The organism is Microlunatus soli, from assembly GCF_900105385.1.
GTDB classification, from domain to species: Bacteria; Actinomycetota; Actinomycetes; order Propionibacteriales; family Propionibacteriaceae; genus Microlunatus; species Microlunatus soli.
Window position 1 is genome coordinate 3,216,299 of record NZ_LT629772.1, and the last position, 21,978, is coordinate 3,238,276.

The window sequence follows — 21,978 nt, forward strand, 5'->3', positions numbered from 1 at the left end:
TCATGAACGCTGATCAGGACACCGATTACGGCAACCTGTTCCGGCTGGACCGACGCCGAGCGCTGGTGATCGGGGCCGGCAGCGGCATCGGCCGGGAGAGCGCACTGGCCTTGGCCGCGCACGGTGCGGAGGTGATCTGCGCCGATCGCGATCTGGCCGCGGCCGAGCAGACCGCCGAGCATTCCCTGACCCTGTCGACGGGCGGCGCCGCGGTGACCGCCCGCCGGCTGGACGTCCTTGATCAACAGGCCATCGAGACGGCGGCCGCCGAGCTCGGCGAGATCGATGTCGTGGTCTTCACCGCCGCCACCAACGTCCGCAAGCGGCTGCTGGACTACTCGAGCGAGGAGTTCGACCGGGTCGTGTCGCTCAACCTGCGGTCGGCGTTCGATCTGATCCGGGCCTTCGCCCCGGGGATGGCCGAGCGTGGTCGCGGATCGATGATCGGCTTCACCTCGATCCGAGCGGTCGCGGTCGAGCCCGGCCAGGGTGTGTACGCCGCCACCAAGGCCGGGCTGCTGCAGCTGATGCGGACCGCTGCCGCCGAGCTCGGCCCGTCCGGTGTGCGGTTCAACGTGATCGGACCCGGGGTGGTCGAGACGCCGCTGACCACCCAGATCCGCAACGATCCGGACTGGTATCGGGCCTATGCGGAGAAGAGTGCCCTCGGCCGCTGGTCGAAACCGTCCGAACTGGCCGGTGCCGTGGTCTATCTGGCCTCCGACGCGTCGAGCTTCGTGACCGGCAGTCAACTGATGGTCGACGGCGGCTGGACTGCCGTCGACGGCCGCTACACCCCACCCCGCTGACCCGTCAGTTCCTCCCCGACACACCGGGCGTGTCGGGGAGGAACTGACGGGTCGGCGGGTTGTCAGGGGGTTGGGAGTTGGCCGATGCGGATCCGGTTGCCGAAGGGGTCGCGGATGCCGAAGTCGATGCCGTAGTTCTGCTTGGTCGGGCCGTCGGTGATCTCCACTCCTTTGCTGACCAGGTTGTCGTGGGCGGCCTGCGCGTCGTCAGTGGTGAAGATCAGCCAGCCGCCCATCGCGCCCTTGGTGAGCAGATCACGGACCTGGGTTGCGGTCTGCTCGTCCATCGCCGGCGCGCCCGGACGCTCCAGCAGGATCTGCCGTTCCGGGTGGCCGGGCACCTGCACCGTGAGCCAGCGCATGAAGCCGAGGTCGATGTCGTTGCCGACCTCGAGGCCGAGTTTGGTGGTGTAGAAATCGAGGGCCTCGTCCTGGTCGAGGACGAAGATCTGGGACTGGCTGACGGAGTTCAGGTTCATGACCGAGAATCTAGAGCCCGCTGCCGTGGTTCGCTTATCCGAAACTGCTCACTTCTCCGCGCTGCGGTGCGGCCGGGTCCAGGACATCACGAAGCAGCCCGGCACGTCGGGCACCGGTCCGCGACGCCGATGATCGCTGGGCGTCTCGCCGACGATCCTGGTGAAGGTGCGGCTGAAGGTGCCGAGGCTGGAGAAGCCGACGGCGAAGCAGATCTCGGTCACCGACAGCTCGGTGCCGCGCAGCAGGAACATGGCTCGCTCCACCCGTCTGCGTTGCAGATAGCGGTGCGGGGTCTCACCGAAGGTGGCCGCGAAGGTCCGGATGAAATGCGCCGCGGAGATGTGCGCGATCGCTGCCAGGGCAGGGATGTCGAGCGGTTCGGCATAGGTCCGGTCCATCGCGTCCCGGGCCCGGAGCAGCCGCCGGTTCTGATCTTCGCTTGCCGTGATCATGATCACCGACCGGCGGAAGCAGGGTTCGCCAGCGGCCGGGAGTGCCAGGCGTGTGCGGTGTCGAATCCGATCCGGTGGTAGACCGATCGGGCCACGGTGTTGTCGCTGTACATCCCGAGGGTGCAGACGTCGGAATCGATCAGCGCCCAACGCACCAGGCCGGTCGATATCGCGGCGCCGAGACCCCGCCCGCGGTGTGCGGTGTGGGTGACGATGCCGGCCAGATGGGGTACGCCGGTGGCCTCGCGTTCGGAGCCGCCGACCGCGACCAATGCGCCGGAGGTATCCCGGATCCCCAACCAGTGCACGACATGGCCGGTCCCGGCGGTGGTCCACAGTCGGTGGTTGTGGGCAGCGGAGAAGTCGTTGATCTCGGCGGCGTCCGCTGCGTCGTCCAGGATGATCAACCGGTCCTCGGCGGCCAGTCGGGGCGGCTCGGTGGTGGTCCACATCCACTCCCAGTCACCACCCGGCTGCAGCGCGAAGACCCGGTGCGCCAGGGCGCCGTGCCGGGCGTCGACGGTGAGCGTACGGGCATCGACCCGAGCCAGCAGATCGCTGCCCCGCAACGCGATCAGCGCGTCGTGGAACCGTTCGGCCACGTCCTCGGCGGCCGCCGTCGGCAGCGGCAGGATCCAGAAGCCGCGGCGTTCACCGGTCCGTTCGACGATCGCGATGTCGCCGTGCATCCACAGCTCCGGCAGACGGCCGTCCGGGTCGGTCTCCGGGACGCCCCAGCGGATCCACGGATCGCCGCCGGACCGGTCGAGCAGGTCGGCGTGGGAGGCAAGGCGTTGCACAGCTCAGGCGACCCACTTGGGTGCCGGGGTCGGCGCTTCGCCGAGCAACTCCAGCAGCCGCTGCGGATCGGACTCGATCTGCAGCGCCTCCCGATACTGCGGCTTCAGGAAGCCCTCGTCGACCATGTGGTCCAGTAGCGGCAGCAGCCGGGCGTAGAAGCCGGCGACGTCGAGCAGCCCGATCGGCTTGTCGTGCAGCCCGAGCTGGGACCAGGTCCACACCTCGAACAGTTCCTCCAGGGTCCCGGCACCACCGGGCAGCGCGATGAACGCATCGGCGAGCTCGGCCATCTTGGCCTTCCGCTGGTGCATGTCGGCGACCTCGTACAGCTCGGTCAGCCCGCGATGGGCGATCTCCCGGTCGACCAGTTGCTGGGGGATCACCCCGTACACCTCGCCGCCGGCTGCCAATGCCGCGTCCGCGATCACGCCCATGGTGCCGACGGTCGCGCCGCCGTACACCAGTCCGATCCCGCGGGAGGCGAACAGTTCACCCAGCCCGGCAGCAGCATCGGCGTAGACCGGCACCCGGCCCGGTGATGAACCACAGAAGACACAGATCCGCACGCGCCAACGGTACCGAGCACCGACGCCCTCGATCGAGTGCCCCCAACCGGCACCCGAGGTTGTCAGAACGCCGTTTCGCAAGAAGCCAGACGACGCTCTGACAACGGGTGCGGTGGATCAGGCCTTGACGAAGGTCAGCAGGGCCTTGTTCACCTCGTCGGCGTGGGTCCAGAGCAGACCGTGTGGCGCGTCGGCGATCTCGACGTACTCCGCGTCCGGCAGCAACTGGTGGAAGCGGCGGCCGGTGGCGTCGATCGGCAGGATGTTGTCGGCGGTGCCGTGCAGGATCAACACCGGCTTCCCACTGGCCTTGACCGCCTCGACGTCGGCCCGGAAGTCCTCGATCCAGGTCGGCACCACGGCATAGGCGGCGACCGGGGCGGAGCGAGTGGCGGTGTTCCAGTTGGCGGTCACGACCTGTTCGCTGATTCGGCTGCCCAGGTTCTGATCGAGGTTGTAGAAGTTCTTGTAGAAGTCGGTGAACCAGGCGTAGCGGTCGGTGCGAGCGGCGTCGACGATGCCGTCGAAGACGTCCTGCGGAACTCCCTCGGGATTGTCGTCACGCTGGACCAGGAACGGTTCCAGCGAAGCCAGGAAGGCGAGCTTGGCGACCCGCTGATGCCCGTGATTGTGCACATAGCGGGCCAGTTCGCCGGTCCCCATCGAGAAGCCGGCCAGGATGACGTCGTTCAGATCGAGGGTCTCCAACACGGTGTTCAGGTCGGCGGCGAAGGTGTCGTAGTCGTAGCCGTCGTTGGCCTTGCTGGACTGGCCGAATCCGCGCCGGTCGTAGGTGATCACGCGATAACCGGCCTCGAGCAGTGCCCGGGTCTGCAGCTCCCAGCTGTGGCCGTCCAGCGGGTAGCCGTGGACCAGCACGACCGGCTGGCCGGCACCCTGATCCTCGTAGTAGAGCTCGATCGGTGTGCTGTTCTGCGTCCCGACGGTGATGGTTGCCACGATGATTCCTCTCAGATGGAGAACGGACGTTCTCAGGTCTTGTTGCTAGAGTAGAGAACGCACGTTCTCAACGCAAGAGGTGAAACCCGAATGATTGATGACGACCCGGTGCGCTCCGGTCTGGTGGCTGCTGCCGATCGGCTGTTCTATGCCCGCGGGGTGCAGGCGGTCGGCATGGACGCCGTACGGAGTGAGGCCGGCGTCTCGCTGAAGCGGATGTACAACCTGTTCCCGTCCAAGGACGATCTGGTGGTGGCGGTGTTGGCCCATCGCAGTCGGATCTGGGACGACGGCATCGCCGCCGCGGCCGAGGGGCTCACCGAACCGCAGGACCGGATCCTGGCGATCTTCGACTTCCTGGCCGACTGGTTCACCCAGTCCGACTTCCGCGGCTGCGCCTTCATCAACGTGTACGGCGAACTCGGGCCGAACTCGTCCAAGGCGGCCGCGGCGGTCGAGCGGCAGAAGCGCGCCTTCGCCGACTACGTCGCGGCACTGGTGCGCGAGGCGGACCTGCCTGCCGACCTGGCTCCGCAGATCGTGCTGCTGGCCGAGGGCGCGCAGACCACCGCAGCGATCCTGGATGATCCGGCGGCCGCCGGCCAGGGGAGGAGAGCCGCTGAGACCCTGCTGGGAGCCGCCGCCGCCGCGTGATCTTGGCCCCTGGCGGCTGGCCGGAGTAGGGTGACCGAGTCCGGGTTGAAACGAATCAATATGCAACCGACCGTGGACGCCCGGACCGGACATCGTTGTCGTACAGGGGAGCCAGGCGGATGAGTGATCAGGGCCGGATCGACATCGACGCTGCCGTTCAGGAGGCCGGCGGTGGGCCGGCGGCCGGGCAGCCGGACACCGGCGGGGTCAGTCGCCAGCAATGGAAATGGACCATCCTGGCCGGAATGGCGTCCTACCTGGACGCCGGTTCGATCGTCGCACTCGGCTCCGGGCTGGCACTGTTCAAGGCCGAACTCGGCCTCAGCAGCGGGGCGGTCGGTGTGCTGGCAGCGATCGGCCCGAACGCCATCGGCTGCGCGATCGGCGCGCTGATCGGCGGCCGGCTGGGCGACGTCCTGGGCCGCAAGCGGATCTACCAGTGGGACCTGTTGGTCTACGCCCTGGGCATCCTGCTGATCGCCTTCTCGATCAACCCGGCGATGCTCTTCATCGGCACCTTCATCGTCGGTGTCACGGTCGGCGCCGACGTCCCGACCTCGCTGGCCCTGGTCGGCGAACTGTCGCCGGCCAAGGCCCGCGGCAAGCTGCTCGGTTTCAGCCAGATCGCCTGGAACTGCGGTCCGGCGATCGTGCTGATCCTGGCGTTGGCGCTGTCCTCCACCGGGCTGATCGGGATCCGGATCGTCTTCTTCCACCTCGCCGCGGTGGCGTTGCTGACCTGGTTCCTGCGCCGGGGGATGACCGAGTCGCTGCGCTGGACGACCGCCCGGGCGGCCAACGCCGTACGACCTCGGATCCGGCAGCTGTTCCAGGGCGCCAACCTGCGCGGCCTCGGTTGGACCACCGGCATCTACCTGTTCTGGAACATCGCCGCCGGTACCTCCGGGATCTTCACCCCGTACATGGTCAGCACACTGGGCGGCGGCGGTCAGGCGGTCAGCGTCGGCCTCTCGCTGGCCGGCTTCGTGATCGGCATCCTGGCCACGCTCCTCATCTTCATGCCGCTGTTCGACCGCTCGTTCGGCAGCCGCAAGGTGCTCTGGGCGATCGGCGCGATCATGCAGATCCTCGGTTGGGGGATCTTCATCGTGCTGCCGTTCAGCATCCCGACGGTGATCTTCAACGCCTTCATGGCCGGTGTCGGCGGGGCGTTGGCCGGCGAGGCGGTCTACAAGATCTTCTCCCAGGAACTCTTCCCGACCATGCTGCGTGGTACGGCGCAGGGCTTCACCTTCAGCCTGGCCCGGCTCTGCCTCGGCATCTGGAGCCTGTTCCTGCCGACGCTGACCGAAACGAGTTTCACCCTGGCCGGCGGTCTGCTCACGCTGTTCCTGGCGATCAGCGGGGTGATCGGCTTCTTCTTCATGCCGCACACCGTCGGGAAGACACTGGAGGAGATCGAAGGCGAACGCGGCACCGCCTGAGCCCGGATGCGCTGACGTTTTGCGTATTGCAAGGGCATAACGCATCAAATTCGCCCTCGGTGTCGCTGCCGCGAAGTCGTATGGTGATCAACTATGTTGTGGTCTCGACGTTGCCTCCGCAGCCTTCCCCCTTCCCGAGGAGACGATGTGGCCGAGCCCTGGCCTGCCGTAGATCGCGACCGCCCGACCGGGCGTCGGTCAGATAACAGTCGTACCCGCCGTCAGATCCGCACTCGCTGGTTGACCGGCATCGCCGGATTGCTGACCGTTGCCGCGGTCAGCGGGTGTGGGCAGCTACCCTCCGACATGGCCGCCGAACCGCAAGCCAAGTCGTCCAGCAGCGCCAGCAGCCGGCCGACGGCGGCGTCGCCCAGTTCCTCGGCGTCGGCGGACCGCAGTGCGACCGCGAAACAGTCCGCCAAGGCCAGTGCCAAGCCGAGCGCGCGCACCAAGCCGGCGGCGAAGACGTCCAGCACGCCGTCGGCCCGGGCCACCTCCAAGGCCAGCAGCACGCCGAAGAAGTCAGCAGAGCCCAAGGCGATCCCGGCCGGCAAGACGCTGTTCGCACCCGGTGACGACGGCAAGCAGGTCCGCGAGGTGCAGGCCAGGCTGAAGCAGATCGACTGGTTCAGCGGCTCCCTCACCGACCACTACGGCCCGACCACCACCGCCGCGGTGAAGGGCTTCCAGGACAAGCGCAACCTGACCGTCACCGGTACCGTCGACGAGACGACCTGGTCCAAGCTGACTCAGATGACCGAGGAGCCGACCGCCACGGAGTTGAAGAACGCCGAACCGGCGGGCAAGGCGATCATGAAGGCCGGCCAGACCAGTGACAAGATCAAGGAGCTCCAGGCGCGGCTGGCCCAGCTGGACTGGTTCTCCGAGAAGGTCACCGGCTACTACGGAAGTGTCACATCGCAAGCAGTACAGGGATTCCAGGCCAAGCGTGGCCTGGAAGCGACCGGCGATGTCGATCAGAAGACCTGGTCCTCGCTGACCGGGATGACCGACCAGCCGACCAAGGCCGAGCTGTCCGGATCCGATTCGTCCTCCGACGGTGGCAGCACCGCAGGGCTTGACGACCGCTGCATGACCGGTCGAGCGATCTGCATCAACAAGTCCACCAGCCAACTGACCTGGGTGGTCGACGGCAAGCCGCAGCTGCACTTCGACGTCCGCTTCGGAGCCGACACCACACCGACCCGGGAGGGTGCGTTCAGCGTCGGTTGGAAGGCCGAGGACTGGGAGTCGACGCTGTATCACTCCAAGATGCCGTACTCGATGTTCTTCTCCGGCGGCCAGGCGGTGCACTACTCGTCCGACTTCGCAGCTCGCGGCTACGCCGGCGCCTCACACGGCTGCGTCAACGTCCGCGATCTGGAGGGCATCAAGTCGCTCTTCAGCCAGGCCCAGGTCGGCGACAAGGTGATCGTCTACCGCAGCTGAGATCGGGACGGCACCATCGATGATCGACAGCCGGGTGGGGTACGGCGAGAAGCAGGCGTAGCTTGGGAAAGATGAGCCAGACAGAGCAGGCACCGTCGACGAATCGACTCGGCTTCGGGTCGCAGTTCAGCACGCATCTGATCAGCGCACGGTACGCCGACGGCGCGTGGTCGGCGGCCGCCCTGCAGGACTTCGCGGACCTGACCATGTCGCCGGCGATGATGGCGGTGCACTACGGGCAGGCGATCTTCGAAGGCCTGAAGGCGTTCCGGGCCGACGAGCAGACGGTGTTGATCTTCCGGGCGGCCGACTGCGCGCGGCGGTTCGATCGCAGCGCGACCCGGATGGGAATGCCGCCGTTGCCGGCCGGGATGTTCGTCGATGCGGTGACCCGACTCGTCGGGGCCGACGCCGCCGAGGTGCCGTCGGATGAGGGCAGCTCGCTCTACCTGCGTCCGGTGATGTTCGCCGACGAGACGTCGCTGGCTGTGCGATCGTCGACGGAGTTCCGGTTCCTGGCGATGGCCTCACCGGTCGACAGCTTCTTCGCCTCCGGACGGGCGATGATCGACGCCTTCGCCCAACGCAGCCAGATCCGGGCCGCACTCGGTGGCACCGGCGACGTGAAGTGCGCCGGAAACTATGCCGGTGCGATGGCAGCGAAGTCCGACGCCATCGCCCGCGGCTGCGATGAGGTGCTCTGGCTGGATGCCGTCGACCATCGCTACATCGAAGAGTTCGGTGCGATGAACTGCTTTGTGGTCAAGGGATCCGGAGCCGACGCAGAGTTGATCACGCCACCGCTGACCGGCACCATCCTGGCCGGTCACACCCGGGCGACGGTGATCAAACTGGCCCAGCGGCGCGGTATCAAGATCAGCGAGCAACCGATTGCACTGGCCGACGTGATGGCGGCCGACTCGTCGATCACCGAGGTGTTCGCCTGCGGAACCGCAGCCGGCGTCGCGCCGATCCGGACGATCGTCACCGATTCCGGCGAATCCCGCACGATCGGCCATCAGCCCGGACCGGTCACCGCCGCCCTGGCCGCCGACTACACCGCCGTTGTGCACGGCGACCTGGACGCCGAACCCGACTGGATCATCCGCATCACCCACTGACCGCCCTGCCACCCCTCCGCCCTGCCACCCCTCCGCCCTGCCACCCCTCCGCCCTGCCACCCCTCCGCCGCACCGCTTCCGTACCCTCGCACCGTGTACACGCGGTGCGAGGGACTGTCAGGCGAACGGTGTAAGTGGCGTTTTCATTAGCGGTCCTCGGCGGCTGGCATGCGGTCGGCGAAGGTGATGGCGAAGGCGTTCAGTGCTGGTTTCCAGCGCATGCCCCATCGTGTCTGACCGGTGCCTTTGGGGTCCAGGCTCCGGGTGACCAGATACAGGGTTTTCATCGCGGCTTGCTCGTTGGGGAAGTGGCCCCGGGCTCGGACAGCACGTCGGTAGCGGGCGTTCAACGACTCGATCGCGTTCGTACTGCAGATGACTTTGCGGATCTCGACGTCGTAGTCCAGGAACGGGATGAACTCTTCCCAGGCATCGGCCCAGAGCCGCTTGATCGCGGGGTAGGCCCGACCCCACTTGTCGGCGAACTCCTCATAACAGCGGCGGGCCTGGTCCGGTGTGGGTGCGGTGTAGATCGGTTTCAGATCGATGCTGATCCTGTCCCAGTACTTGCGGGAGGCATACCGGAACGTGTTGCGGATCAGATGGATGATGCAAGTTTGGACCGTGGCCAACGGAAACACCGCGTTGACACTGTCGGGCAGGCCTTTCAGTCCGTCGCAGACGACGAAGAACACGTCCCGGACACCGCGGTTCTTCAACTCGGTGAGCACGGCCAGCCAGAACTTGGCTGACTCACCGTCCCCGTCACCGGCCCACATGCCGAGGATGTCTTTGTGACCGTCCAGATCGACCCCGATCGCGGCATAGATCGGGCGGTTGCGGACCTGCCCGTCACGGATCTTGACCATGATCGCGTCGATGAACACCGCGGCGTAGACGCGTTCCAGGGGTCGTTGCCACCAGGACTGCATCTCCTCGATCACCCGATCGGTGATCTTCGACACCGTGTCCTTGGACACTGAGGCGCCGTAGACGTCGGCGAAATGAGCCGAGATCTCACCGGTGGTCAACCCTTTGGCATACAGCGACAACACGATCTCGTCGACCTCGGTCAACCGACGCTGCCGCTTCTTCACCAACTGAGGTTCGAAGGATCCATCCCGATCTCTGGGCACGTCGATCCGGACTTCGCCGGCGTTATCAGTCAGGACCGTCTTGGATCGTTTCCCGTTGCGGGAGTTGCCCCGGTTACGGCCCTCCGGGGCGTGTTTGTCATAGCCCAGATGGTCGTTGATCTCCTCGTCCAGGGCCGTTTCGATCACGGTCTTGGTCAAGGCCTTGAGCAGCCCGTCCGGGCCGGTCAACGCCACACCGGAGTCCCGGGCCTGGCGGACCAGGCCCTCGACCACGGCGATCTCTTCGGCAGACAACTCCCGCTGCCGATCAGGAGCCGGCTCGATCGGCTCAGGTGAAGGCGGGTTCACACCCACCAGTGTGTCCGACATCTTGATGACTCCTCCTTGCCCAACAGGGCGGTAGAGCCACTTACACCGTTAAATCGACAGACCCCGGTGCGAAGGTACGCAGCTGGTGCGGAGTGTGGGGCGTGGGGCCAGGGTGACTATCGCTACCCTGGCCGCACCTCCTACGGTGAGCGCAGGACGAGTGAGGAGATTGTCATGGTCGACATCCCGGAGCGGATGAAAGCGGTCATCTGTCATGGCCCGGAGAATTACACCCTGGAAGAGATCGATGTGCCGAAGCCGGGGCCGGGTGAGTTGTTGGTCAGGGTCGAGGCGGTCGGGATCTGTGCCAGTGATTTGAAGTGTTATCACGGGGCGGCGAAGTTCTGGGGTGATGCGAATCGCCCGGCGTGGGCCGAGACCGAGGTGGTGCCGGGGCATGAGTTCGTCGGCATTGTGGTGCAGGGCGATGAGCAGGCCCGGCAGGCTCGGGGGGTCGAGATCGGTGATCGGGTGACGGCGGAGCAGATCGTGCCGTGTTGGGAGTGTCGGTACTGCGTGCGGGGGCAGTACTGGATGTGTGGGCCGCATGACATGCATGGGTTCAAGCGGGCCAATCCCGGGGGCGATGGCGGAGTACATGGTGTATTCGACTGCGGCGTTGGTGCACAAGATCAGCAAGGATCTGCCGCCGGCGCATGCGGCGTTCGTGGAGCCGTTGTCGTGTTCGTTGCATGCGGTGGAACGGGCCAACATCACTTTCGACGACACGGTGGTGGTGGCCGGGGCGGGCCCGATCGGGTTGGGGATGATCGCGGGGGCGAAGGCGAAGAATCCGTTGCGGGTGATCGCGTTGGATGTTGCGCCGAACAAGCTGGAGTTGGCCAAACAGTGTGGGGCCGATCTGACGTTCAACATCGCCGAGACCGATGCGGTGCAGGCGATCAAGGACCTGACCGATGGGTACGGCGCCGATGTCTACATCGAGGGCACCGGTCATCCGTCGGCGGTGCCGCAGGGGCTGAATCTGTTGCGGAAGCTGGGCACCTATGTGGAGTACAGCGTGTTCGGTTCCGATGTGACGGTGGACTGGTCGATCATCTCCGACGACAAGGAGTTGAACGTTCTCGGTGCTCACCTCGGCCCGCATACCTGGCCGGCAGCGATCAAGATGCTCGAGTCCGGTGTGCTGCCGATGGACAAGATCTGCACCCACCAACTCCCGCTGGACAAGTTCCAAGAAGGACTCGACCTCGTCTCCGACGGAGCGAAATCGATCAAGGTCTCACTACTGCCCTGAGGCGACGGTCAGGACGTCGTTGGGTCAGACCTGACGACGTGCTGACGCGTCGGAGCGGCAATCGCGCGACCGAAGATGGCAGTCTGTGTGGCTAAGGAAGACCAAGCCGTCGGCGAATCGGGGCGCCCGCGGTGTGACGCGCAAGGAGGCGTGAATGGTGCAGCCCCGACCCGTGGCGACACGATCGAGACCATCCGCGAGCCCACTCGGTCAGCAGACGACCGGTGACCGGCGGCTCACCCGGCGCGGACTCCTCAGGACAGCCGGGCTGGTCGGCGGCGCAGCGCTGACCGGATCCGCGCTGACCGGATGCGGTATCGGTGGCGCGAAACCCGCACCCAACGGCGCGGCCGCGGTGACCGGCAGCTTCGACTGGCGCAAGGCCGCCGGCAGCACGTTGCACGTGTTGCAGACCCCGCATCCCTACCAACAGTCGTACCAGCCGTTGCTGAAGGAGTTCACCGAGCTGACCGGGATCGAGGTCGTCGTCGATCTCGTCCCAGAGTCGTCCTACTTCACCAAGCTGAACACCGAGCTGGCCGGCGGCTCTGGCAAGCACGACGTCTTCATGCTGGGCGCCTACTTCATCTGGCAGTACGGGCCCCCGCACTGGATCGAGGACCTCAAGCCCTGGCTGGAGAACGACTCCGCCACCAGCGCCGAGTACGACTTCGACGACATCTACGAGGGTCTGCGGAAGGCGACCTCCTGGGACTTCCGACAGGGAAGTCCGCTCGGGACCGGCGGGCAGTGGGCGATCCCGTGGGGTTTTGAGAACAACGTGATCACCTACAACAAGACCTACTTCGACAAGCAGGGGATCAAGCTCCCCGACACGTTCGACAACCTGATCCAACTCGCCAATGATCTGACCAACCGCTCCGAGAACCGGTACGGGATCGCCACCCGCGGATCGAAGTCGTGGGCGACCATCCACCCGGGCTTCATGACGCAGTTCACCCGGGAGGGCGGTAAGGACTACCGCGTCCAGGGCGATCGGCTCGAGGCGGTGATGAACTCGCCGAAAGCCGCCGCGTTCACCGGCAAATGGGTGGATCTGATGCGCACCGCCGGCCCGACCGGGTGGACCAGCTACGACTATCCGCAGGCCACCGGTGATCTTGGTGACGGGGTGGCGATGATGGTCTACGACGCCGACTCCGCGACCTACCCGAAGAACCGAAAGGGAGCGAGCAAGGAGGCCGGGCATCTGGGCTGGTACGCCGGCCCGGCCGGCCCGGACGGCAACTACAAGACCAACCTGTGGACCTGGACGTGGGCGATGAACGCCCAGTCCGAACACAAGCTCGCCGGCTGGCTCTTCATGCAGTGGGTCACCGGCAAACAGTCGATGAGCAAGGCGGTGAAGGGTGGGATGTACGCCGACCCGGTCCGCAAATCGGTGTTCGACGCGGACTTCAAGAAACAGCTCGGCGACTTCCCCGGCTACCTGGAGGCGTTCGAGACGGTGATCGACCAGTCGACGATCCAGTTCACTCCGCAGAAGCAGTTCTTCGCGACCACCGAGGACTGGGCGGTCGCGTTGCAGGACATCTACGGCGGCGACGAGGCGGCCAGCCGGCTGGACAGTCTGGCCAAGGCGAGTACCTCCAAGGTCAACCTGGTTGAGGGGAGTTGATCATGGCTAATCCTTCGACAAGCTCAGGACCCTTGACCGAGGCGACAAGCTCAGGACCCTCGAGCGAAGCGCGCCGCAGGCCGCCGGAGATTCCGGCCTGGCGGCGGAAGCTGTGGCCCTACCTGTTGAGTGTGCCGGCGGTGTTGATCATCATCGGCATCCTGTACCCGTTCGTGTTGGGCGCGATCTACTCCTTCCTGAACTATGCGGCGGTGAACCCCAACCCGAAGTTCGTGGGCTTAAGGAACTTCGGCTCGGTGCTGACCGATCCGACCTTCTGGGGCAGCGTGTTCCTGACCCTGGCCTTCGCCGTCGTCGCCACCGCCGTGGAGACGGTGCTCGGAGTGGCGATCGCCCTGCTGCTGAACAGATCCAGTTTGATCGGGCGGATCTTCGAGCGCGTGTTGATCTTGCCGCTGATGATCGCGCCGGTGATTGCCGGGGTGATCTGGAAGCTGATGTTCAACCCGCAGTTCGGCATCCTGAACCATGTCCTCGGACTGGGGTCGACCTTCGACTGGCTGAGCAAGCAGAACGCGTTCGCCTCGATCGTGTTGGTCGACCTGTGGATCTTCACCCCGTTCGTGGCGATTCTGGTGCTGGCCGGCATCCGGTCACTGCCGAAGGAACCGTTCGAAGCCAGTTCCGTCGACGGCGCGAGCTGGTTCTACATGTTCCGTCGGCTGATGCTGCCGATGATGTGGCCGTACATCCTGGTGGCGGTGATCTTCCGGTTCATGGACAACCTGAAGGTGTTCGACGCGATCTATGTGCTGACCGCCGGCGGCCCCGGGGTCGCTACCCGGACGCTGCAGATCGGCGCCTTCGAGGACTCGATCATCCGCTTCGACTACTCCCGTGGATCGACCTACATGTTCATCCTCTGGATCATCGTGTTCATCACCGCTCGCTACCTGGTGAAGGCGCTGGGCAAGGCCCAGGCGCGAGCCGCCGGATCGGAGTCCTGAGATGGCTGCCCGTGAGCTGCTTCCCGGCCAACGCCGCTTCACGCCTGCCGCCGTCGGTGCCGATCTGGCGATCCTGATCTGGTTCGTCTTCTCGCTGTTCCCGATCCTGTGGATGATCCTGCTCGCGTTGAAGACGCCGGCAGAACAGACCACCACCTACTTCCGGTTCACCCCGACCCTGGAGAACTTCGCCACCGTGCTCAGCCAGCGCGGCACCGACCTGACCAGCGTCGACTACAAGGCAGCGCTCCTGACCAGCGTGCTGAACTGCGCCGGTGCGGTGATCGTCTCGTTGGTGATCGGCATCCCGGCCGCGTATGCCGCCGGCCGCTGGAAATACAAGGGCTCCAACGACCTGATGTTCCAGATGCTGTCGTTCCGATTCGCCCCGGAGCTGATGGTGATCGTGCCGTTGTTCGTGATCTACAACCAGACCGGTCTGTTCGACACCAAGGTCGGGATGATCTGGGTGCTGCAGTTGGTCACGATGCCGTTGGTGGTGTGGATCCTGCGGTCCTATTTCCAGGACATGCCGGCCGATCTGGAGCAGGCCGCGCTGCTGGACGGCTACACCCGCAAACGCGCGTTCGTGATGGTCGCCCTGCCGTTGGTGCGGCCGGGGATCGCTGCGGCCGCGCTGCTGGCGTTCATCTTCGCCTGGAACAACTACGTGTTCCCGTTGATCCTGTCCGATACCAACGCCAGCACGGTGACCGTGGCGATCACCAAGTTCCTCGGCGGTGGCGGGCAGGCCTACTACAACCTCACCGCGGCCGCGGCGGTGATCGGGGCACTGCCGCCGTTGGTGCTGGCGCTGACGATCCAGCGATACCTGGTGCAGGGACTTTCCTTCGGGGCGGTGAAGAGCTGATGGCACGACTGCAGTTGGACGGGCTGACCAAGCACTACGGCAAGACCGTCGGTATCGATGATCTGTCCTTGGACATCGAGGACGGCGAGTTCTTCGTGATCCTGGGCCCGTCGGGAGCCGGCAAGACGACGACGCTGAAGTCGATCGCCGGGCTGGTCGATGTCGATCATGGTTCGGTGCACATCGGCGATGTCGATATGACCTTGGTGGAGCCGTACCACCGCAATGTCGCGATGGCGTTCGAGTCCTATGCGTTGTATCCGCAGAAGACGGTCGCGGAGAATCTGGCGTCGCCGCTGCGGTCCGGCCGAACCGGCCGCTACACCGCGGCCGAGCAGCAGCAGCGGATCGATCAGGTGACGACGGCGTTGGGGATCAATCAACTGCAGGGCAGGTTTCCGCGCGAGTTGTCCAACGGTCAACGGCAGCGCACCGCGCTCGGTCGGGTGCTGGTGCGGCCGGCCGACGTGTACCTGCTGGACGAGCCGTTGTCCCACCTGGACGCCAAGCTGCGGGCCGAGATGCGGGTAGAGCTCAAGCAGCTCGGTTCGATGACCAGCACCACGACGGTCTACGTCACCCACGACTATCAGGAGGCGCTGGCGCTGGCCGACCGGATCGCGGTGATCAAGGAAGGCCGACTGATCCAACTCGGCACCCCGGAACAGATCTGGCGGCAGCCGGCCAACATCTTCGTCGCCCGCTCGCTGGGGCAGCCGGAGATCAACCATTACGACGCCGAATTGGTCGACGGTCGGTTGGTGGTGGCCGGATCGGAGATCGTGGTGCCGGTCGACCCGTCGCTGGGACTGACCACCGGATCCGTTGCCAGACTGGGGATCCGGCCCTGCGACGTGACCGTCCGGTCCAGCGGCGAGGCAACGCCCGACGGTGCTGTGGTGCTGTCCGGCAGGGTGGTGCTGGCCGAACGACTCGGGCGGCAGATCGAGTTGACCGTCGACATCGGCGGCTCCTGGCTGATCGCGCTGACCGGTGGTGCTGGCGTCGTCGACGAAGGAGCCGAGGTGACGGTGACACTGCCGGCCACCGACGTCCACGTGTTCTCCGCCGACGGTGCGGTGGACGAGGCGGCCCGGCTCGGCAGTGCCGCGGGTGTTGATCAACAATCACGATCTGGGGGACAGCGATGAGCACCGGCACCGGACTCGGCGGCGCGACGGCGCAGCCGCTGACCTTGAGCAAGCTGGACAAGGTCTACTCCAGCCGCGGCCGGGAGAGCTTCCACGCGGTGAAGGCGATGGACCTGGCCGTCCAGCCCGGCGAGTTGATCGCGCTGCTCGGACCGTCCGGCTGCGGCAAGACGACAACGCTGCGGATGATCGCCGGGCTGGAGACGGTGACCGGCGGATCGATCATGATCGGTGATCGGGAGATCAGCCAGCTGCCGCCGGGCAAACGCAATGTGGGCGTCGGATTCGAGTCCTACGCGCTCTACCCGCCACTCTCGGTCCGGGAGAATCTCGGCTACGGCTTGAAGGCTCGCAAGGATCCGCAGGCGGCGGAGCGGGTGCAGGCGATCGCCGACCGGCTGGAGATGGCCGACCTTCTCGATCTTCGTCCGGCCGGGCTGTCCAGTGGTCAGAAGCAGCGGGTCGCGTTGGCCCGGGCGCTGGTCCGCAACCCGCCGGTGCTGTTGTTGGACGAGCCGCTGTCGCATCTGGACGCCTCGGCCCGCAACCGGGTCCGGCGCGAGTTGAAGGTGCTGCAACGCGAGTTCGGCTACACCACCATCGTCGTCACCCATGATCAGGTCGAGGCGCTCAGCCTGGCCGATCGACTCGCGGTGATGAACGCCGGTGTGATCCAGCAGTTCGGCACCCCGGACGAGGTCTTCGACGATCCGGCCAATCTGTTCGTGGCGACCTTCGTCGGCGAACCGCAGATCAACATCATCGACGGCGTCCTCACCGGCGATGGCACCGTCCGACTGGGCAGCGGCACGCTGCCGATCACGATCACCGATCAGTCCGCGGAACGCAGCGTCAAGGTCGGCATCCGTCCTGCCGACGCGGCGCTCGGTACGGCCGGCGACGCGGGCAGCAGCGACGGGCTGGCGGTCACCGTACGGTTCTACGAGCACCTGATGGAATTCGGGCTGGCCACCGTGGACATCCCCGGGGTCGATGCCCGGACGGTGATCCAGACCCCGGCGGTCCAGCGGCTGGCACCCGGCGACCAGGTCACCCTCACCGCCCCGGCCGACCGGATCTACCTCTTCGACCCGACCTCCGGCGACCGCATCCGCTGACTCCTGCCTCCCCTGACTGCAGCTGAGTGGATGTCCTCCGCGGCTGCTACTCGGCGGTCGGCGGTCGGGCGACTCCAGTGGATTGTCGGATCGTCAGCGCTGCCGGCACCGACTCGATCTCCCGCGCGACCTCGGCTGCCACCGCAAGTTCGACGGCGAGCCGGCCGAGCTGTCGCTCGTCGGATCGGATCGCCGTCGGGTGAGGAGTGAACAGCGTTGTGGCGAAGGAGTCGTCCAACCCGACCACGCTGACGTCTTCGGGTACTCGGAGGCCGCGTTCGATGAGGCGATTGATGAGTCCCATGGCCATCAGCGCGTTGAAGGCGAAGACGCAGTGTCCGCCGTCGAGCCAGAGTTGTTCGGCGGCGGCTCGTCCGCCGTCGTAGTCGGCGGCGTACGGACCGGTGGTGCGCAGCTCCAGCCCGGCTCGGGCACACGCATCGGCCAACTTCCCGGCCCGAGACCGGCTCGCCCACGAGTCCTCCGGGCCGGCGACATAGGTGACGTCGCGATGCCCGAGCGACTTCACGTGGGTGACCGCGCTGCCGATCGCATCTCGAGTGTCGATGTAGGCCCCGCGAAGGCCGTCCAACGGTCGATGCACGGTCACCAGCCGAACATCACCGGCAAGGTCCCGAAGCTCGGACTCCGCCATCCGCGGGGAACTGATGACGATCGCCTCGACGATCGTGATGATCGATCGCGCCTCGGAGCTCTCGTTGTTGCGCGATTCGTTCGTGTCGATCAGCAGGATGGCGTGCCCGCGGCGAGAGGCCTCGTACTCGGCCCCGCTGACGAATTCGGCGAGAGTCGGATTCCGGATGTCCGGCACCAGGAGACCGAGGACACCCGGGACCCGGGTCGGCAGCTCAGGGCGATATCCGAGGCCCTCCGCCGCGGCCAGAACGGCCTGCCTGGTCTCGTGGCTGAGGAGCTCGGGGTGGGCCAACGCGCGCGCGGCCGTCGACGGGGATACTCCTGCAGCGCGAGCGAGGGCGCGGACCGAGGGCCGGCCGCGGCCGTCCAATTGCTTGCCTGCCAACGCTTCGCCCTTCGTGAGTCCGCTCGCCCGGTTGCCCGCCGTCCACCGGAGCGTTCACCCCAAGGATCTCATCTGGGGTCGGTGGCACGAATCGTGTCGGCCCGGCGAGCGCCTGATACAGTCTGACACTGTGTCATCGTCAATATCTCAACTGCCCACAGTGACGTCCCGCGAGTCGGCGATCAGCCGGGAGGAGACCGATCTTCGGCTCCGGCAGGTCCGGCAGGCGCTCGGCAGGCACGGCTTCACTGCTCTGCTCGCCTACGCCGACTGTTGGCGCTCGTCCAACATCGGCGTCTTCACCGACTTTCGGCCGGTCGACGGCGTCGGCGAGTACGCCCAGGGACTGCTGCTGATCCCGATCGACGACGACCCGACCCTGTATGTCGCAGCCGGGGCCCGCGGATGGGCTCGTGCGGTCTTCCCGTACGCAGTCGGGCAGCTCTCCGATCTCGTCGACGACGTGCCTCGATGGCGGCTCACCGGCGCAATCGGCCTGGCCGGGGCCGAGCTGGTCCCCGGCACGCTGCTTGAGCCGCTGCGGGATCGACTGCGACCGCACGCGACCCTGCAGCCGACGTCGCTGTTGTCGATGGTGAAAGCTGTCAAGACGCCCCGTCAGCTTGCGTTGCTGCGGCACGCGGCGGCATTGAATGATCATGGCCTGGAAGCCGTTCGGTGCAGTATGGCGACAGGTCGGCCGCACACCGAACGGGACGTTGCCCGGATCGCCGAAGCGGCGATGATGAACGCCGGTGGCGACGGCGTCGCCTACGCGTCGATGGTGCAGGCGGGTCCCCGATCGAGCTGGAATCTCGCGCTGCCGACCGACCGCACGATCGCCGCCGGTGACATGGTGCTGACCGACATCGGAGCCCGTTACCGCGGAGTGGCAGCCGACGGCGGCCGCGGGTTCACGCTGGGTCCGGTCACCGATCGGCAACGCGACATCGTCGATGCGTCGGCAGCGGCGGTCGACGCCGGTCTCGCGGCGATCCACCCCGGACTGTCGGCCGCCGATCTGAACTCCGTGATCCAACAGGTGCTCGTCGATCGTGGCTACGCCGACCACTCCGGCGAGGCGAAGGGCCACGGCACCGGGCATGGCACCGGCATCGATCCCGAGGAGGAGCAGCCCTGGATCGAGCCCGGCAACCCGACGGTGCTGGCCGGCGACATGGTCTTCACCCTGAAGGCCACCATCACGGTGCCCGGCCAGGGCGGCGTGCGGACCGAGCGGATCGTCCGCGTCACCGAGTCCGGCGCCGAAGCCTTCGATCAGTTCCCGCTGCGCAACCACTGGTAGCCGTCACCGCACAACCCATCCCGTCGACGTGCCGGCCCCGCGCACGTCCAAGACAAAGGAGTCTGGTGTGAGTCCACAGCAAGCCGGAACCAGCACCCGATCGCAGCTGTCGAAGATCGCTCTCGGATCCGTCGTCGGTACGGCGATCGAGTGGTACGACTTCTTCCTCTACGGCACGGTCTCCGCCCTCGTTCTCGGTCAGCAGTTCTTCCCCGAGTTCTCGCCGGCGGCCGGCACCATCGCAGCGTTCGGCACCTTCGCCGCCGGCTATGTCGCCCGGCCGGTCGGCGCCGTTCTGTTCGGCCACCTCGGCGACCGGATCGGGCGTAAGCCGATCTTGTTCATCACGCTTCTGATGATGGGCATCGCGAGCACGCTGATCGGCTTGACGCCGACCTATGCCTCGATCGGGATCGCTGCCCCGGTGATCCTCGTCGCGCTCCGGCTGGTCCAGGGGCTCGGCGTCGGCGGCGAGTGGGGAGGTGCGGTCCTGGTGGCGGTCGAGGATGCGCCGCGGAACCGTCGCGCGTTGTTCGGCACGCTGCCGCAACTCGGCGTACCGCTGGGGCTGCTGGCATCGACCGGGGTGCTGGGGATCGTCAGTCGGCTCCCCGAAGACGTGTTCAACTCCTGGGGCTGGCGAATCCCGTTCCTGCTGTCGGCCGTACTGGTCGCCATCGCGTTGATCATCCGCACCCGGTTACCGGAAACCAATGCCTTCACCCAGTCCCGGCACAAACGTCAGAGGCTTCCGCTGCTGGCCGCCCTGCGCCGCTATCCGCGCAACCTGCTGACCGCGCTCGGCACCCGGTTCGCCACCGACATCACCTTCAACGTGGCGAACGTGTTCGCGCTGTCCTATGCCACCGCTCATCTCGGCCTGTCCCGCCAGCTCATGTTGGACGCGATCACCATCGCCTCGGCCGTGGAGCTCCTCACCTTGCCGATCTTCGGACTGCTGGCCGACAGGTTCGGCAAACGGCGGATCTTCCTCGTCGGCTGTGTCTTCGTCGCCGCGTACGGGTTCATGTTCTTCGCGATGCTCAACACCGGGGCGACCGGCTGGGTGATCGTCGGCTACATCGGGACGCTGGCGCTGTCCCAGGCCTGTGTCTACGGAGTCCAGGCGAGTCTGTTCGCCGAACTGTTCCCCGCCAACATCCGCTACACCGGGGCGTCGCTGCCCTACCAGTTCGCCGGCATCCTCACCTCGGCGCCGACACCACTGATCGCGGCCGCCCTGTTCAACTCGTCCGGATCGGTTTGGCCGATCGCGGTCTACATCGCCGTCACCGCAGCGATCAGTTTTGTGGCGGCGGCCCTGATGCGGACCGTGTCGACGACCAGCGACAGCGTGTCGCCGTCACCGACAGGCCGCCGGTCAGCTTGACCGGGGACGTGGCGGCCGACCGGGAGCAGCCGTGGCGTCGAGGAGTTTGATGGCGACCGTGTCGTCGGTGATCAAGGTGGTCACGACACCGGAGCGGAGGGCGGCGAGGATGGCGCCCGCCTTCCGCTCGCCACCACCGACCATGATCACCTGGTCGACCTTGGCCAGCCCGTCGACGCCGATGCCGAGCACTCGGTCGTCCCAGTCGGTGATCGTCCGACCGGTGCTGTCCAGCAGGCCGCCGGCGACGTCGGCGATCACGTCCTTGTCCAACAGTGCTTGACGTTCCGCGCCGGACAGAGCGTTGTAGAAGCGTGAGTCGGCCGGCTGCCAGCTGCCCACCGAGGTGACCGCGACGGTGACCGCGGCGAACCGGCTGAACGCCGACCGGATGCTCGGGTCGGAGCGCAGCCGGTCCGCGGTCTCGGCGGTGCCGACGGTCAGCGGCGCGAAGATCGAATGCGCCGGTCCCCCGGTCAGCTGGGCGACCCGGCGGAGCACGTGCACCGGATTGTCGGCAAGATCATCACTCATCCCGGTCAGCTGTAGCGCCTCGCAACCGGCCAGCCGGGTCAGATGCTCCGAGACCGCGTCGATGGTCCGTCCCGACGCCAACCCGAGGACGTCGTCGTCGGTGATCATTTCGGTCAGTAGCTCGGCTGCGGTGCGCCCGAGCGCCTGCCGGACCGCCTCGGGTCCTTGATCATCCGGGGTGCTGATCAGGGCCCGGTCCAGACCGAACTTCTCCTGCACCCGCAGCGACAGGTCGGTGTCCACGGTGTCCGACACCGAGATGTCGATCGTCACCACGCCGCGGGCGATCGCGGCTTCCAACAGCCGCGCCACCTTGAAACGGGAGATCCCGAACTCGTCGGCGATCTGGACCCTGGTCCGGCCGTCCAGGTAGTAGCGGCGGGCGATCGCGGCCATCGTCAGCCGCCCGTCCAGGGACGCCCAGTCCGCCGCGGCCGCGGTCCTCGCGGCAAACTCGCGCGGTCGAGTCAGATCGCTCATCTGATCATCGTAGTAGGA

The 21,978-nt window shown here is 66.5% G+C and carries 20 protein-coding genes and 1 pseudogene; 13 read left to right on the forward strand and 8 right to left on the reverse strand.

Annotation, left to right across the window (positions count from 1 at the left end):
* Nucleotides 1-2 precede the first annotated feature (2 nt).
* Nucleotides 3-809 (forward strand): SDR family NAD(P)-dependent oxidoreductase, encoded by an 807-nt coding sequence (locus tag BLU38_RS14745; RefSeq protein WP_091525954.1) that lies wholly within the window; start codon nt 3-5, stop codon nt 807-809.
* 62 nt (nt 810-871) lie between these two features.
* Here the strand turns inward: BLU38_RS14745 and BLU38_RS14750 are convergent, their stop codons facing one another.
* The 5 genes from BLU38_RS14750 to BLU38_RS14770 all read right to left on the reverse strand — a co-directional run bounded on the left by BLU38_RS14750 (nt 872) and on the right by BLU38_RS14770 (nt 4,068).
* A complete protein-coding gene (locus BLU38_RS14750) occupies nt 872-1,288 on the reverse strand; it encodes a VOC family protein (protein WP_091525956.1) in 417 nt (138 codons plus the stop codon).
* A 48-nt stretch (nt 1,289-1,336) separates the two neighbouring features.
* Complete coding sequence (locus BLU38_RS14755) at nt 1,337-1,741, reverse strand: helix-turn-helix domain-containing protein (RefSeq protein ID WP_091525958.1); 405 nt, start codon at nt 1,739-1,741, stop codon at nt 1,337-1,339.
* Nucleotides 1,742-1,743: 2 nt separating this feature from the next.
* Nucleotides 1,744-2,541, reverse strand: a complete 798-nt coding sequence (locus BLU38_RS14760) for a GNAT family N-acetyltransferase (protein WP_091525960.1) — start codon at nt 2,539-2,541, stop codon at nt 1,744-1,746.
* Nucleotides 2,542-2,544: 3 nt separating this feature from the next.
* Nucleotides 2,545-3,108 carry an LOG family protein gene (locus tag BLU38_RS14765; RefSeq protein WP_091525962.1) on the reverse strand — a complete coding sequence of 188 codons (564 nt, stop codon included), beginning with the start codon at nt 3,106-3,108 and terminating at the stop codon, nt 2,545-2,547.
* Nucleotides 3,109-3,225: 117 nt separating this feature from the next.
* Nucleotides 3,226-4,068 (reverse strand): alpha/beta fold hydrolase, encoded by an 843-nt coding sequence (locus tag BLU38_RS14770; protein ID WP_091525964.1) that lies wholly within the window; start codon nt 4,066-4,068, stop codon nt 3,226-3,228.
* Nucleotides 4,069-4,158: 90 nt separating this feature from the next.
* On the opposite strand from BLU38_RS14770, the gene BLU38_RS14775 reads away from it, so the two are divergent.
* The 4 genes from BLU38_RS14775 to BLU38_RS14790 all read left to right on the forward strand — a co-directional run bounded on the left by BLU38_RS14775 (nt 4,159) and on the right by BLU38_RS14790 (nt 8,737).
* On the forward strand, nt 4,159-4,722 hold the full coding sequence (locus BLU38_RS14775; RefSeq protein ID WP_091525966.1) for a TetR/AcrR family transcriptional regulator: 564 nt from the start codon (nt 4,159-4,161) through the stop codon (nt 4,720-4,722).
* 119 nt (nt 4,723-4,841) lie between these two features.
* On the forward strand, nt 4,842-6,167 hold the full coding sequence (locus tag BLU38_RS14780; RefSeq protein WP_197680123.1) for an MFS transporter: 1,326 nt from the start codon (nt 4,842-4,844) through the stop codon (nt 6,165-6,167).
* Nucleotides 6,168-6,407: 240 nt separating this feature from the next.
* Nucleotides 6,408-7,616, forward strand: a complete 1,209-nt coding sequence (locus tag BLU38_RS14785) for a L,D-transpeptidase family protein (RefSeq protein ID WP_157683475.1) — start codon at nt 6,408-6,410, stop codon at nt 7,614-7,616.
* Between the two features lie 71 nt (nt 7,617-7,687).
* Nucleotides 7,688-8,737: a branched-chain amino acid aminotransferase gene (locus tag BLU38_RS14790; protein WP_157683476.1), complete on the forward strand. Its 1,050-nt coding sequence runs from the start codon at nt 7,688-7,690 to the stop codon at nt 8,735-8,737.
* A gap of 146 nt (nt 8,738-8,883) precedes the next feature.
* Here the strand turns inward: BLU38_RS14790 and BLU38_RS14795 are convergent, their stop codons facing one another.
* Nucleotides 8,884-10,203, reverse strand: a complete 1,320-nt coding sequence (locus tag BLU38_RS14795; protein WP_197680124.1) for an IS256 family transposase — start codon at nt 10,201-10,203, stop codon at nt 8,884-8,886.
* A 174-nt stretch (nt 10,204-10,377) separates the two neighbouring features.
* On the opposite strand from BLU38_RS14795, the pseudogene BLU38_RS14800 reads away from it, so the two are divergent.
* The 6 genes and pseudogenes from BLU38_RS14800 to BLU38_RS14825 all read left to right on the forward strand — a co-directional run bounded on the left by BLU38_RS14800 (nt 10,378) and on the right by BLU38_RS14825 (nt 17,208).
* Nucleotides 10,378-11,461, forward strand: a pseudogene (locus BLU38_RS14800) (zinc-binding dehydrogenase).
* A gap of 154 nt (nt 11,462-11,615) precedes the next feature.
* Nucleotides 11,616-13,100, forward strand: coding sequence for an ABC transporter substrate-binding protein (locus BLU38_RS14805; RefSeq protein ID WP_091525972.1), 1,485 nt, complete (start codon nt 11,616-11,618; stop codon nt 13,098-13,100).
* A gap of 32 nt (nt 13,101-13,132) precedes the next feature.
* Nucleotides 13,133-14,068, forward strand: a complete 936-nt coding sequence (locus BLU38_RS14810; RefSeq protein ID WP_231920354.1) for a carbohydrate ABC transporter permease — start codon at nt 13,133-13,135, stop codon at nt 14,066-14,068.
* Between the two features lies 1 nt (nt 14,069).
* Nucleotides 14,070-14,939: a carbohydrate ABC transporter permease gene (locus BLU38_RS14815; RefSeq protein ID WP_091525976.1), complete on the forward strand. Its 870-nt coding sequence runs from the start codon at nt 14,070-14,072 to the stop codon at nt 14,937-14,939.
* Nucleotides 14,939-16,090, forward strand: a complete 1,152-nt coding sequence (locus tag BLU38_RS14820) for an ABC transporter ATP-binding protein (RefSeq protein WP_091525979.1) — start codon at nt 14,939-14,941, stop codon at nt 16,088-16,090. The genes BLU38_RS14815 and BLU38_RS14820 overlap by 1 nt, the downstream gene beginning before the upstream one ends.
* Complete coding sequence (locus BLU38_RS14825) at nt 16,087-17,208, forward strand: ABC transporter ATP-binding protein (RefSeq protein ID WP_091525981.1); 1,122 nt, start codon at nt 16,087-16,089, stop codon at nt 17,206-17,208. The genes BLU38_RS14820 and BLU38_RS14825 overlap by 4 nt, the downstream gene beginning before the upstream one ends.
* 46 nt (nt 17,209-17,254) lie before the next feature.
* Here BLU38_RS14825 and BLU38_RS14830 read toward each other — a convergent pair whose 3' ends face one another.
* On the reverse strand, nt 17,255-18,250 hold the full coding sequence (locus BLU38_RS14830) for a LacI family DNA-binding transcriptional regulator (RefSeq protein WP_091525984.1): 996 nt from the start codon (nt 18,248-18,250) through the stop codon (nt 17,255-17,257).
* 160 nt (nt 18,251-18,410) lie between these two features.
* On the opposite strand from BLU38_RS14830, the gene BLU38_RS14835 reads away from it, so the two are divergent.
* Both BLU38_RS14835 and BLU38_RS14840 read left to right on the forward strand, forming a co-directional pair.
* Entirely contained in the window at nt 18,411-19,556 is a 1,146-nt protein-coding gene (locus BLU38_RS14835; RefSeq protein WP_197680125.1) for a M24 family metallopeptidase, read from the forward strand.
* Nucleotides 19,557-19,623: 67 nt separating this feature from the next.
* Nucleotides 19,624-20,946, forward strand: a complete 1,323-nt coding sequence (locus BLU38_RS14840) for an MFS transporter (RefSeq protein WP_157683477.1) — start codon at nt 19,624-19,626, stop codon at nt 20,944-20,946.
* On the opposite strand, the gene BLU38_RS14845 is transcribed toward BLU38_RS14840, so the two are convergent.
* On the reverse strand, nt 20,938-21,960 hold the full coding sequence (locus tag BLU38_RS14845) for a sugar-binding transcriptional regulator (protein ID WP_091525988.1): 1,023 nt from the start codon (nt 21,958-21,960) through the stop codon (nt 20,938-20,940). The two genes, BLU38_RS14840 and BLU38_RS14845, sit on opposite strands and share 9 nt — an antisense overlap.
* Nucleotides 21,961-21,978: the final 18 nt, after the last annotated feature.